The organism is Amycolatopsis sp. NPDC003861 (assembly GCF_053605405.1).
In genome coordinates this window covers 1-12,636 of record NZ_JBSGJD010000107.1, presented here as the reverse complement: position 1 = coordinate 12,636, position 12,636 = coordinate 1, and the positions used below count along the sequence as shown (strand labels likewise).

General features: G+C 70.9%; 13 protein-coding genes. 6 read left to right on the top strand and 7 right to left on the bottom strand.

Features of this window, described 5'->3' with window-relative positions; translation table 11 throughout:
- Genes ACWEVN_RS25160 through kstD form a run of 4 tightly spaced genes read right to left on the bottom strand, consistent with a single transcriptional unit; the run spans position 1 to position 4,076 of the window.
- Positions 1–1,032: a 2Fe-2S iron-sulfur cluster-binding protein gene (locus ACWEVN_RS25160; protein ID WP_452052924.1), complete on the bottom strand. Its 1,032-nt coding sequence runs from the start codon at positions 1,030–1,032 to the stop codon at positions 1–3.
- Positions 1,025–1,282: a hypothetical protein gene (locus ACWEVN_RS25155; protein ID WP_310974809.1), complete on the bottom strand. Its 258-nt coding sequence runs from the start codon at positions 1,280–1,282 to the stop codon at positions 1,025–1,027. Before ACWEVN_RS25155 ends, ACWEVN_RS25160 begins: the two co-directional genes overlap by 8 nt.
- Positions 1,279–2,415: a Rieske 2Fe-2S domain-containing protein gene (locus ACWEVN_RS25150; protein ID WP_452052923.1), complete on the bottom strand. Its 1,137-nt coding sequence runs from the start codon at positions 2,413–2,415 to the stop codon at positions 1,279–1,281. Before ACWEVN_RS25150 ends, ACWEVN_RS25155 begins: the two co-directional genes overlap by 4 nt.
- A complete protein-coding gene (gene kstD / locus ACWEVN_RS25145) occupies positions 2,412–4,076 on the bottom strand; it encodes a 3-oxosteroid 1-dehydrogenase (protein ID WP_452052922.1) in 1,665 nt (554 codons plus the stop codon). Before kstD ends, ACWEVN_RS25150 begins: the two co-directional genes overlap by 4 nt.
- A 100-nt stretch (positions 4,077–4,176) precedes the next feature.
- On the opposite strand from kstD, the gene ACWEVN_RS25140 reads away from it, so the two are divergent.
- The 6 genes from ACWEVN_RS25140 (at position 4,177) to ACWEVN_RS25115 (ending at position 9,997) form a co-directional block, all read left to right on the top strand.
- Positions 4,177–5,778 (top strand): FAD-binding protein, encoded by a 1,602-nt coding sequence (locus ACWEVN_RS25140; protein WP_452052921.1) that lies wholly within the window; start codon positions 4,177–4,179, stop codon positions 5,776–5,778.
- 34 nt (positions 5,779–5,812) lie between these two features.
- Positions 5,813–6,976, top strand: a complete 1,164-nt coding sequence (gene hsaA / locus ACWEVN_RS25135; RefSeq protein WP_452052936.1) for a 3-hydroxy-9,10-secoandrosta-1,3,5(10)-triene-9,17-dione monooxygenase oxygenase subunit — start codon at positions 5,813–5,815, stop codon at positions 6,974–6,976.
- The gene (hsaD, locus tag ACWEVN_RS25130; RefSeq protein ID WP_452052920.1) at positions 6,976–7,821 is read left to right on the top strand and encodes a 4,5:9,10-diseco-3-hydroxy-5,9,17-trioxoandrosta-1(10),2-diene-4-oate hydrolase; all 846 of its coding nucleotides are present in this window, start codon (positions 6,976–6,978) and stop codon (positions 7,819–7,821) included. Before hsaA ends, hsaD begins: the two co-directional genes overlap by 1 nt.
- Complete coding sequence (gene hsaC, locus ACWEVN_RS25125) at positions 7,821–8,732, top strand: iron-dependent extradiol dioxygenase HsaC (protein WP_452052919.1); 912 nt, start codon at positions 7,821–7,823, stop codon at positions 8,730–8,732. Before hsaD ends, hsaC begins: the two co-directional genes overlap by 1 nt.
- Positions 8,729–9,268 carry a 3-hydroxy-9,10-secoandrosta-1,3,5(10)-triene-9,17-dione monooxygenase reductase subunit gene (gene hsaB, locus ACWEVN_RS25120; RefSeq protein ID WP_452052918.1) on the top strand — a complete coding sequence of 180 codons (540 nt, stop codon included), beginning with the start codon at positions 8,729–8,731 and terminating at the stop codon, positions 9,266–9,268. Before hsaC ends, hsaB begins: the two co-directional genes overlap by 4 nt.
- A 129-nt stretch (positions 9,269–9,397) precedes the next feature.
- Positions 9,398–9,997: an Rv1733c family protein gene (locus ACWEVN_RS25115; protein ID WP_452052917.1), complete on the top strand. Its 600-nt coding sequence runs from the start codon at positions 9,398–9,400 to the stop codon at positions 9,995–9,997.
- A gap of 1 nt (position 9,998) precedes the next feature.
- Here the strand turns inward: ACWEVN_RS25115 and ACWEVN_RS25110 are convergent, their stop codons facing one another.
- The 3 genes from ACWEVN_RS25110 to ACWEVN_RS25100 all read right to left on the bottom strand — a co-directional run bounded on the left by ACWEVN_RS25110 (position 9,999) and on the right by ACWEVN_RS25100 (position 12,475).
- A complete protein-coding gene (locus tag ACWEVN_RS25110) occupies positions 9,999–10,253 on the bottom strand; it encodes a Smr/MutS family protein (RefSeq protein ID WP_086675002.1) in 255 nt (84 codons plus the stop codon).
- 112 nt (positions 10,254–10,365) lie between these two features.
- The gene (locus tag ACWEVN_RS25105; protein ID WP_452052916.1) at positions 10,366–11,448 is read right to left on the bottom strand and encodes an MBL fold metallo-hydrolase; all 1,083 of its coding nucleotides are present in this window, start codon (positions 11,446–11,448) and stop codon (positions 10,366–10,368) included.
- A 10-nt stretch (positions 11,449–11,458) separates the two neighbouring features.
- Positions 11,459–12,475: a fatty acid desaturase family protein gene (locus tag ACWEVN_RS25100; RefSeq protein WP_452052915.1), complete on the bottom strand. Its 1,017-nt coding sequence runs from the start codon at positions 12,473–12,475 to the stop codon at positions 11,459–11,461.
- Positions 12,476–12,636: the final 161 nt, after the last annotated feature.

Here is a 12,636-nt window from a genome sequence, read left to right as displayed (position 1 = left end):
CTATTCGTAGCTGATCGAGACCTCGTCGGTGACCGGCAGCGACTGGCAGGCCAGCACGATGCCGTCCGCCATGTCCTCGGCGTCGAGGACCTCGTTGTGCAGCATCTTCACCTCACCCGAGACGATCCGGCACGCGCACGCGCTGCACTGTCCTTCGCGGCACGAGTAGGGCGCGTCCATGCCGTCTTCCAGGAGCCGGTCCAGCAACTTCCGCTGCCGCGGCCACACCATCGACCGCGTGTCCCCGTCGAGGGTCACCGTCAGCGCCGCCGGTGCTTCATCCGAAGGCTCCTCGACGACCTCGGCGGTCTCTTCGAACGGGTTCCCGGTCAGCGATGTGAACTTCTCGACGTGCACCCGCTCGCGCGGCACCCCGAGCTGCCCGAGCGCCTCCCGCACGGCCGCCATGAACGGCGCCGGCCCGCACAGGAACGCCTCGTGCGTGGTGTACGCCGAAGCCAGCCCGCGCAGCTGCGAGACGTCCGGCAGGCCCTGGACGCTCTCCAGCCAGTGGATGACGACCAGCCGGTCTCCGTACCGCTTCGCCAGCGACGCCAGTTCACCCGCGAAGATCACCGAGCGCTCGTCGCGGTTCGCGTACACCAGCACGACCCGGCCGGAACCGGTCTCCAACGCCGTCTTGAGGATGGCCATCACCGGCGTGATGCCGCTGCCGCCGGCGAACAGCAGGAAGTCCTCGTCGACCGAAGACGGGCAGAACACCCCGGCCGGCGCCAGCACGTCGACCTGCATCCCCGGTTGCAACGACGAGCAGATCCAGCCCGACCCGTACCCGCCGTCGGTCCGCTTGACCGTGACCTGCACCCGGTTCTCGTGCGGCGCGCTGGAGAGCGAATAGCACCGCGCCACCGAACCGGTCCGCTCGCTGGGGATCCGCAGAGTCAAGAACTGCCCCGCCGAGTAGGCAAAAGCGGAAGCGTGCTCGGGCGGGATCTCGAAGACCACCGACCGCGCGTCCGGCGTTTCGACGACGACGTCGGCGACGGTCAGCGTGTAGACCCGCTCAGCCATCGGCCACCGCCAGCGTGCCCTCGCGCACGGCGTCGCCGATGCTGTCGGCCAGCTTCGGGCACGTGTCGAGCAGCGCCGACGGCCCGTCCGCGTCCGCGAACACCGGGCAGGTGTCGGCGGGCCGGGACGTCCACTGGATGCTCGTGTGCTGGATGCTGTTCTTCTTCACCAGCACGCACGTCCCGCAGCTGCGGCACTCGTGCGGCCGCAGCCCGCCCGACAGGAACTCGGTCTGCTCGGCGGTGGTCACACTTCCGCCTCGGTCTTCTGCCGCGCCAGGTTCTCCGCGACCTCCGCCGCCCACGCCTCGTTGGCCTTCGTCGTGTCCACTTCGAACTCGAACCGCTGGGTCATGTCCTCGGTGACGTCGGCGACGTCGACGTAGAACTGCTGGTACCACCGGCGGAGCTGGTAGACCGGACCGTCCTCTTCGCACAGCAGCGGGTTGTCGATCTGCGTCTTGTGCTTCCAGATCTCGACGTCCTGCAGGAACCCGGCGCCGATCCCGCGGGCCAGCTTCGCGGCGATCTTGTCCGCGTGCTCGTCGGAGATCCCCGGCAGCTTCTTGACCTTCATGCCGTACTGCAGCACGAACGACGTCGGCGTCACAGGGTAGTGGCAGTTGATGAGCACGCTCTCGATTTCGTAGCCCTGGAACGAGTTCACCAGCTTGTTGATCATGTATGACGGCCCGAAGTACGACGCCTCCGACCGCAGCAGGTTGTCCTCGCCGCCGTAGTTCGACGCCATGCCCATGTCCGGGCGGCCCTTGGTGTTGAGGTACTGCGTGGCGATGTGGCCTTCGAAGACGTTCTTGAAGTACGTCGGGTAGGCGTAGTGGATGTAGAAGAAGTGGGCCATGTCGACGACGTTGTCGATGATCTCGCGGCAGTTGGAGCCGTCGATGAAGATCTCGTCCCAGGTCCAGTTGCTCCACTCGTCGCTGTTGGCCGCTTCGATCCGCGGGATCGCCAGCTCCTCGGGCGGCGGGTTGCCTTCCGGGTCGTGCCAGACGAGCAGCTGCCCGTTGCGCACCTCCGACGTCCACGACCGCGTCCGCGCGCGCAGCGGAACCCGCTTGGCGTAGGGGATCGAGACGCACTTGCCCTTGCCGCTCCAGCGCCAATCGTGGAACGGGCAGGCCACCTCGTCGCCCTTGACCGTGCCCTGGGTGAGGTCGCCGCCCATGTGCCGGCAGTAGCCGTCGAGCACCTGCAGCTCGCCCGCCGAGTCCGCCCACACCACGAGTTTCGTGCCGAACGCGGTGACCGCGTGCGGTTTCCCGTCGCGGAAGTTCTCCGCCAGGCCGAGGCAGTGCCAGCCGCGGGCGAACCGGGTCGGCGGCTCACCGGCGTAGATGGTGCGTACCGAATCCTGCGTCATCGCTGCCCTCCCGTGGTCCCCTGATCTTCGTGCGCCAGCCGCGTCGCCGCAAGGTAGCCGAACACCATGGCGGGGCCGATGGTCGCGCCCGGCCCGGCGTACGTCCGGCCCATCACGGCCGCGCTGGCGTTGCCCGCGGCGAACAGCCCCGGCACGGCCGAGCCGTCCTCGCGCAGCACCTGCGCGTGTTCGTCGGTGCGCAGCCCGCCCTTGGTGCCCAGGTCGCCCGGGACGATCTTCACCGCGTAGAACGGCGCTTTGTCCAAGGGACCGAGGCTGGGGTTGGGTTTGTTGCGCGGGTCGCCGTAGTAGTGGTCGTACTTGCTGACGCCGCGGTGGAAGTCCTCGTCGACGCCGTTGCGCGCGAAGCCGTTGAAGCGCTCGACGGTCGCCTCCAGGCCGGCCGGGGGGACGTCCATCTTCGCGGCCAGCCCGGCCAAGGTCGACGACTTCACCGCGATCCCCGCCTTGAACCAGCGGCCGGGCAGTGGCTGGCGCGGCCCGACGCCGGTGAACATGTACCGGTCCTTGTAGCGCTGGTCGAACACCAGCCAGGTCGGGATGTGCTGCCCCGGGCCGTCCCCGGGGCCGTACATCGCGTGCACGGCCTCGACGTAGGGTGCCGACTCGTTGACGAACCGCTCGCCACGCGCGTCGACCATGATGCTGCGCGGCCGGGACCGCTCGGCGAGGGCGAACCACGGCCCGCCGGTCAGCGGCAGCGACGGCCCCCACCAGGCGTCGTCCATCAGGTCGAGGGCCGCGCCGAGCTTGAGGCCGGCGGTGATGCCGTCGCCGGTGTTGGCGGCCGCGCCGACGGTCCAGTCGACGCCGATCGGTGCGCGCTGGTACTTCTCGCGCATCTCGAGGTTCCGCTCGAAGCCACCGCTGGCGAGGATCACGCCGCGCCGCGCCGCGATGACGCCGGTCTCGGTGACGACGCCGGTGACGCGGTCGTCGTCGACCTGGAGGTCGACCAGGGGGGTGTTCAGCCGGACCTCGACGCCGGCCCGGGCCAGGCCTACCCGCAGCCCGGCCGCAAGCGCTTGCCCCATGCTCAGCAGCTGCTGCCCGCGGAGTTTGCCGACGAGCCACTGCCGGCCCAGCGACAGCATCCGGAGGGCGCCGCGCGGGTGTCTCGCGAGCAGGCTCAGCCAGCGGTAGTCGGCCTGGGTGATCGGGACGCCGAGCGGGGGAGCGCTGTAGGGCGGTTCGAGGTGGGCCAGCTCGGCGCCCAGGAGCTTGCCGTCGAGGGCGACCGGCTCCACCGACCGCCCGCCGGGGCGTCCGCCGGGAGCTTCCGGGTGGTAGTCGCTGTAGTCGCGGACCCAGCGGAACTTCAGCGGGGTGTGGTCGCAGACGAACTTCAGCACCGCGGGGCCGTGGGCGAGGAACGTGTCGCGCCGGACGGCCGGGACGGCGTCCCCGACGATGGCGGCCAGGTACTCGCGCGCCTGCTCGGGTGGTTCTTCGATCCCCGCGGCGCGCAGAGCGTGGTTGCCGGGCAGCCAGACCCCGCCGCCGGAGCGTGCGGTCGAGCCGCCGAAGCAGCCGGCTTTCTCCAGGACCACTACGCTCAGGCCCTGGTGGGCCGCAGCCAGCGCGGCGGTCATCCCGGCGGCACCACTGCCGACGACGACGACGTCGAACTGCTCCGTCATGCCACCTCACCTATAACGTGTTCCACGTGATGAGTATCCAGTTGAGAGCCCCTTTCGGCCACCATAGACGAGAACGTGTTTCAGTTCTAGGGTAGCCACCATGGACGCACTCGTCGCGGACGTGGTCATCGTGGGGTTCGGGGCGGCCGGCGCCTGTGCCGCCCTCGAAGCGGCCGACGCGGGCGCCGACGTCGTCATCGTCGAGCGCTTCGCCGGCGGAGGAGCCAGCGCGGTCAGCGGTGGCGTCGTCTACGCCGGTGGCGGCACCGGTCAGCAGCTCGACGCGGGGGTCGACGACTCGGTCGACGCCATGTACGCCTACCTGCGCATGGAGACCGGGGACGTCGTCTCCGAGGGGACGCTGCGGCGGTTCTGCGAGGGCAGCCGCGAGATGATCACCTGGCTGGAGGGCAACGGCGTGCCGTTCGAAGGCAGCCTCTGCCCGTACAAGACGTCGTACCCGAGCGACGACCACTACCTCTACTACTCCGGCAGCGAGGCGGCCGGCGGGTTCCGCGACGCGGCGAAGCCGGCTCCGCGCGGGCACCGCGTCAAGGGGCCCGGGACGTCGGGGAAGATGCTGATGGCGCGGCTCAAGGCGGCCGTGCGCGCCCGCGGGATCCGGGTGCTGACCCAGACGACCGTCCGGGAGCTGCTCCGCGACGGCGCGGGCCGCGTCACCGGGGTCGTCGCCGAGACCCTGGGCGAGGCGCCCGCGTCGGTGCGGGCGCGCCACCAGCGTTTCGCGCAGTACGCGGCCAAGCCCGGGATCTACGTCCCGTCGCTGCGCAAGTCACTGCATCGCCGGGTCGAACGCTTCGAACGAGCGCACGGCCGTGAGCTGCGGATTTCCGCCCGGCGCGGGGTCGTGCTCGCCGCCGGTGGCTTCATCGCCGACCGCGAGATGGTGCGCGAGCACGCGCCGGCCTACCGCGGCGGGCTGCCGCTGGGCACGTCCGCCGACGACGGCTCGGGCATCCGGCTCGGCGTCGAGGCCGGGGCCGCGACCGGCGAGCTCGGCCGGATCTCCGCCTGGCGGTTCATCACGCCGCCGAGCGCGTTCCTCGGCGGGATCATCGTCGACGCCGCGGGCCGGCGGGTGATCGACGAGTCCCGCTACGGCGCCGCGGTCGGCGAGAAGCTCATCGAGGACCACGGGAGCAAGGGCTGGCTGCTCGTCGACGCGCCGATCGTCGCCGAGGCGCGGCGGGACACGAAGGCGCAGAGCCAGTGGTTCCAGGCGCTGCAGCTGCGGTACCTGCTGCGGCGCGGCCGGGTCACCGGGACGACGGTCGAGGAGGTGGCGCGCCGGGCCGGCGTCGACCCGCAGGGGCTGCGCGCGAGCGTCGAGGGCTACCACGGCGACCGCGATCCGGTGGGCAAGCCGACCGAGTTCGTGCGGCGCCTGGACAACCCGCCGTACTCGCTGATCGACATCTCGGTGCGGCCCAACCTCGGGTACCCGACGCCGATGCTCACCCTCGGCGGGCTCGTCGTCGACGAGGACACCGGCGCGGTGCGGAACACGGCGGGGGCGCCGATCCCCGGCCTGTACGCCGCCGGGCGCACCGCCGTGGGAATCTGTTCCAGGTCCTACGTGAGCGGCCTGTCCCTGGCCGACTGCGTGTTTTCCGGCCGTAGAGCGGGGATCAACAGTGCCCTGGCGCAGGGTGTTCTCGACAAAAACGAGAACGTGTTCTAGTCTTGGGACAGTGAAGACCAGAGAGGAACTGCGCATGAGCGAGCAGGTGATCGCCGGGGTCCGGGACCTCCTGCCGGTCCTGCGGGAACGGGCCCAGGACGCCGAGGACGCGCGCTGCGTCCCCGAGGAGTCCGTCAAGGCCCTGCAGGAGACCGGGTTCTTCAAGCTGCTGCAGCCGAAGCTCCACGGGGGCTTCGAAGCCGACCCGGTGAGCTTCTACACCGCGGTCAAGCTGATCGCGAGCGCGTGCGGGTCCACCGGCTGGGTCGCCTCCATCCTCGGCGTCCACCCGTGGCACGTGGCGCTGTTCGACGCCCAGGCGCAGCAGGAGGTCTGGGGCGAGGACCAGGACGTGCGGATCTCCTCGTCGTACGCGCCGATGGGCAAGGCCGAGGTCGTCGAGGGCGGTTACCGGCTCACGGGCCGGTGGAGCTTCTCCTCCGGGTCCGACCACTGCACGTGGGTGCTGCTCGGGGGACCCGCGTTCAAGGATGGCAAGCCGGTCGACTTCTGCACCTACCTGCTGCCCATCGCCGACTACTCCATTGTGGACGTCTGGGACACGATCGGCCTGCGCGGCACCGGCTCGAACGACATCGTCGTCGAGGACGTCTTCGTCCCGCAGCACCGGGCGCTGAGCTTCATCGCGACGTCGAAGTGCAAAGTGCCGGGCCAGGCCGTCAACCCCGGCCCGCTCTACCGGCTCCCGTACGGTTCGGTGCACCCGACCACGATCACCGCACCGATCATCGGCATGGCCCAGGGTGCCTACGACGCGCACGTCGAGCACCAGCGCAAGCGCGTCCGGGCCGCCTACGCCGGCGAGCAGTCCAAAGAGGACCCGTTCGCCAAGGTGCGGATCGCCGAAGCGGCCAGCGAGATCGACGCCGCCTGGCTGCAGCTGACCCGCAACATCGAAGAGCTGTACGAACTCGCCAAGCGCGAGGAGCGGCTGCCCGTGGACCTGCGGCTGCGCGTCCGGCGCGACCAGGTCCGCGGCACCGAACGCGCGATCGCCGCGATCGACCGGCTCTTCGAGAACTCCGGCGGCCGCGCGATCCAGCGGGGAACGCCGATCCAGCGCTTCTGGCGCGACGCGCACGCCGGCCGCGTCCACGCGGCGAACGACGCCGAGCGCGCGTACGTCATGTACGGCACCGGCGCCTTCGGGCTCCCCGTCGAGAACGCGATGTACTGATGGCCGCACCCGAAGGCAAGTACGTCCAGGCCGGCTCGCTCACCCTGCACTACCACGAAGCCGGCGCCGAGCACGCCGAGACGGTGATCCTGCTGCACGGCGGCGGCCCCGGCGCGTCGGCGTGGAGCAACTTCGGGCGCAACCTGCCGGAGTTCGCCAAGCACTACCGGACGATCGCCGTCGACCAGCCCGGTTTCGGGCGCTCGGACAAGCCGACCGAGCACCCGCAGTACTTCCGGCACAGCGCGGACGCCGTCCTCGGCCTGATGGACGCGCTCGGCATCGAACGCGCCCACTTCGTCGGCAACTCCCTCGGCGGGGGAGCGGCGGTCCGGTTCGCGCTGAACCACGGCAAGCGCGCCGGGCGGCTCGTGCTGATGGGGCCGGGCGGGCTGAGCGTCAACCTGTTCGCACCCGATCCGACCGAAGGCGTCAAGAACCTCGGGCGGTTCGTGGCCAAGCCGTCGCGCGAACGCATGGAAGCCTTCCTGCGGATCATGGTCCACGACCAGGCGCTCGTCACCGACGAGCTGATCGACGAACGCTTCGCCGCCGCGAACACCCCGGAATCCCTGGCCGCGATGCGCGCGATGGGGATGTCGTTCGCGCAACCCGACACCTACGAAGAGGGCCTGCTCTGGCGCGAAGCCCACCGCCTGCGCCAGCGCGTCCTCCTGATCTGGGGGCGCGAGGACCGCGTCAACCCGCTCGACGGCGCTTTGGTCGCTTTGAAAACCATCCCGCGCGCGCAGCTGCACGTGTTCGGCGGCTGCGGGCACTGGGCCCAGCTGGAGAAGTTCGACGAGTTCAACCGGCTGGCCCTCGACTTCCTCGGGAGTTCCTGATGGGCATCCGATCACTGGGCTACCTCCGCATCGAGGCCACCGACATGGCGGCCTGGCGCGAGTACGGCCTCAAGGTGCTCGGCATGGTCGAAGGCAGCGGCACGAATCCGGACGCGCTGTACCTGCGGATGGACGACTTCCCCGCGCGGCTGGTGATCTCGCCGGGTTCCGCGGACCGTCTGGCCGTCACCGGCTGGGAGGTCGCGCACGCGGCCGAGCTCGACGAGCTCCGGTCGCGTTTGGACAGTGCGTCGGTGCCGTACAAGGAGGGCACGCCCGACGAGCTGGCCGACCGCCGCGTCGACGAGCTGATCAGCTTCGACGACCCGTCCGGCAACACCCAGGAGGTGTTCCACGGCGTCGCGCTGCAGCACCGGCGGGTGGTGAGCCCGTACGGCCACAAGTTCGTCACCGGCGAGCAGGGCCTCGGGCACGTCGTGTTGTCCACAAAGGACGACGAGGCGTCGCTGCGGTTCTACCGGGACGTCCTCGGCTTCCGGCTGCGCGACTCGATGCGCCTGCCGCCGCAGCTGGTCGGCCGGCCCGCCGACGGGCCGCCCGCGTGGCTGCGGTTCTTCGGCTGCAACCCGCGTCACCACAGCCTGGCGTTCCTGCCGATGCCGACGCCGAGCGGGATCGTGCACCTGATGGTCGAGGTGGAGAACACCGACGACGTCGGCCTGTGCCTAGACCGCGCGATCCGGCGCAAGGTGCCGATGTCGGCCACCCTCGGCCGGCACGTCAACGACCTGATGCTGTCGTTCTATATGAAGACGCCGGGCGGTTTCGACGTCGAGTTCGGCTGCGAAGGCCGTCAGGTCGACGACGACAACTGGATCGCCCGCGAGAGCACCGCGGTGTCGCTGTGGGGCCACGACTTCTCGGTCGGCGCGCGGCCCCCGGGCGCATGACGTCCGTGGCGGTCGACCAGACCGAGTTCCGGAGCGTGCTCGGGCACTTCTGCACGGGCGTCACGGTCGTCACCGGCCGTGACGGCGACACCCTGGCCGGGTTCGCCTGCCAGTCGTTCGCGGCGCTGTCGCTGGACCCGCCGCTGGTGCTGTTCTGCCCGGCCCGGACGTCGCGGACGTGGCCGGTGCTGGCGGCGGCGGGCCGGTTCGCGGTCAACGTGCTGGCCGAGGACCAGCAGGAGGTCAGCGCGGTGTTCGGCGCCCGCGGCGAGGACAAGTTCGCCCGGATCCCGTGGACGCCGGCGCCGTCGGGGGCCCCGCTGCTCGACGGCGCGCTGACCTGGATCGACTGCGCCCTGGAGGCCGTGCACGAGGCCGGTGACCACTACGTCGTGATCGGCCGGGTGACGGCACTGGGCGCGGCGTCGGAGGCCCGCCCGCTGCTGTTCCACCGCGGCCGGTACGCGGTCACCGAACCGGCCCGGGACGCGCTCGCGGCCATGCTGCCCTGGCCGCGTCCCGACGACTGGCTGTGACCGGCGGGCGCGACCGGGTGGTTGTGCACGGTTTCACAGGTGGGCCGCATCCCATTCGCAAGAGAAAGCCGAGCCTCGGCGCGCACACTGTTACCGAGAAGACACCTTCCCGGGAGGAGTGAGTCGCGCATGCGTGGGCCCAGCGGACGGATCGCCCGGTTCGGGCGCCGGGTACGCCCCGGCCGCAACCCCCTGGCCCGGGCGGGCGACCGCGTCGAAGCCCTCCTGCTGCTCCTGGCCGTGGCCGGCGCGCTGCTCGCGATCCCGATCGCGGCGGCGTTCGGGTCCGAGACGTACGCGGCGCAGAACGCGCGCGCCGCGGAGGAACGCACCACGCGCCACCCCGCAACGGCGGTCACCCTCGCGGCGGCGTCCAACCAGCCGTACAGCACCGACGGCGCCGGCGCCCCGGCCGCGCAGACGTCGGTCCCGGCGGCCTGGTTCGACGCCCGCGGCACCCGCCACACCGGCGACGTGCTGGCCGACCCGGGCAGCCCGGCGGGCACCCGCGTCGCGATCTGGCTGGACCAGCGGGGCGAGCTGGCGGCCGAACCCCTGTCGGCGTCCACCTCGGCGGCCGACGGCGTGTTCGCGGCGATCCTGCTGTGGACGGCGATCACCGGAGCCCTGGTGGGTTTGTACGCGACCGCCCGGTTCGTCCTGATCCGTTTCCACGCGGCGGCGTGGGACCGGGCATGGTCGCAAGCCCGCCACGACAGCCGGTTCTGACTCACTTCCAGCGGAAGTGCACGAACACCCTGCCGAAGTTGTCCTTGTCCTTCTCGACCCGGTGGTAGAGCGCCTTGACGTCCTTGCGCTCGAGGAACCGCAGGACGTGCTTCTTCAGCTGCCCCGAGCCCTTCCCGGGGATGATCTCGACGAGCGGCGCCTTCTTGGCCACGGCCTCGTCGATGATCGCCTTGAGCGCCCGGTCGATCTCACCGCCGCGGTTGTAGATGTCGTGCAGGTCCAGCTTGAGCTTCACACGCCCTCCCGGCCCCACCGACGTGCGCCAACGGCCGGCACACGTGATCCCCGCGCCGGCACGCGTGATTGACGGGTCGACACGGCAGGTCCGGGCCGTGTCGACCCTCTGATCACGCTTGTCGGCTGCCGGGGCACAGCGCCTGCCACCAGCCGTCGACCGCCGGGGGTGCCGCCGCGTCGATGCGCTCGCCCGGGCGGGGGATGGCCAGCGGGAGCTCGGCCTCCTTGGCCTCGCTCCACACGCGGTCGGCCGGCTCACCCCACGGGTGCATCGCCAGCTGGAACGTCGCCCAGTGCACCGGGACCAGCAGCTTCGCCCGGACGTCGAGGCCCGCCGCCACGCCTTCCTCCGGGGTCATGTGGATGTCCGGCCACTGCGGGGCGTACGCGCCGATCTGGATCAGGGCCGCGTCGAACGGGCCGTGCTCGGCGCCGATCGCCGCGAACCCGTCGAAGTAGCCCGTGTCGCCGCTGTAGAACACCCGGTGCGCCGGGCCGAGCAGCGCCCACGACGTCCAGAGCGTGTCGTCGTTCGTGATACCGCGGCCGGAGAAGTGCTGGGCCGGCGTGGCCATGAAGCGGACACCCGCCACCGTCGCCTCTTCGTGCCAGTCGAGCTCGATGATGCGGGCAGCCGGCACGTGCCAGCGCTCGAGGTGCGCGCCCACGCCGAGCGGGACGAGGAACGGCGCTTCGGACGACGTCACCAGTGCGCGGACCGTCGCCAGGTCGAGGTGGTCGTAGTGGTCGTGCGAGATCACGACGGCGTCGATCCGGCCGAGCCCGGACAGCGGGACCGGCGGCTCGTGCAGCCGCCGCGGGCCGGCGAACGCGGCGGGGGAGACGCGGTCGCTCCACACCGGGTCGAGCAGCACGCGGGCGCCGTCGAGCTCGACCAGCGTCGAGGCGTGGCCGTACCAGGTCAGGTGCAGCCCGCTCGCCGACTCCACCGGCCCGGCCGTCACCAGCGGGACCGCACCGGCCGGTTTGCGCAGCTCACGGTGCTCGCCGAAGAACATCTCGCGGAAGATGGTCCGCATCGACGCCGCGGTCATCGGGTGCCGCGGCGCCGCGTTGCGGAACACCTTGCCGTCGAACTGCGGCGAGGAGCGGACCCGCTCGGCCCGCGCACCGGTGGCCTTCGCGCCGAACGCCGCGGGTAAGTCGCGCAGCGCAGCGATCGTCTTCCTCATGCGATCGAGTCTACGAACGGTTCCTGAGAGGGGCCCCAGCTTCATGCAGGTGGGTGAGGGCCTGCCGGTAGGACTCGGCCAGGCTCGTCTGCAGGTAGGGAACGCCCAGCTCGGCGCAGTAGGCCTGGACGATCGGCTGCGCCCGCCGCAGGTGCGGCGACGGCATGCTCGGGAACAGGTGGTGCTCGATCTGGTAGTTGAGCCCGCCGAGGGCGACGTCGGTGACGAGCCCGCCGCGGACGTTGCGCGAGGTCAGCACCTGCTTGCGGAGGAAGTCCAGCTCGGTGCGCCCGGTCAGCGTCGGCATGCCCTTGTGGTTCGGCGCGAAGATCGATCCCATGTAGACACCCCACAGTCCCTGGTGGACGGCGAAGAACAGCAGCGCCATGCCGGGGCTGAGCACGGTGAACAGCGCGCTGAAGTAGAGGACGAAGTGCGCGGCGAGCAAGACGGCTTCGACCTTGCGGTGGCGCAGTCCCGGCTTGCGGACCGCGCGGATGCCGGACCAGTGCAGGTTGAGGCCTTCGAGGGTGAGCAGCGGGAAGAACAGGAACGCCTGGTACCGCCCGATGAACCGGGGGACACCGCGGCTGGCGCGCGCCTGGTCCTTCGACCACACGAGGATGTCCGGATCGACGTCGGGGTCGAGCTCCTCGTGGTTCGGGTTGGCGTGGTGGCGGGTGTGCTTGTCCATCCACCAGCCGTAGCTCATCCCGATCCCGAGGTTCCCGGCGAGCATCCCGGCGATTTCGGTGGGCCGCCGCCGCCGGAAGACCTGCTTGTGCGCGAGATCGTGCGAGAGCAGGGCTACCTGCCCGAACATGACGGCCAGGAAGGCCGCGACGCCGAGCTGCCACCAGGAGTTCCCGAGCAGCGCGAAGGCCACCCACCCGCCGGCGAACAACCCGGCGACGAGCGCGATCCGGGCGGTGTAGTAGCCGGGCCGCCGCGCCATCAGCCCGGCGGCGGAGATGCGGTGGCTCAGCCGGGCGAAGTCGCTGCCGACGCTGTTCTCGGTGGTGGTCACCCACCCGAGTCTTCGCGCCCGGGGGGCGGTGCCGGAATGCGGTGCGCTCGAAGGACTTTCCGGGGGCCAGCCCTACCGGCCGCGCTGGTATACAAGCGCCCCAATGTGGCGTTGGTTGCGTCAGATGCACCCAATGTGGCGTTCGGTGCGTCAGACGCACC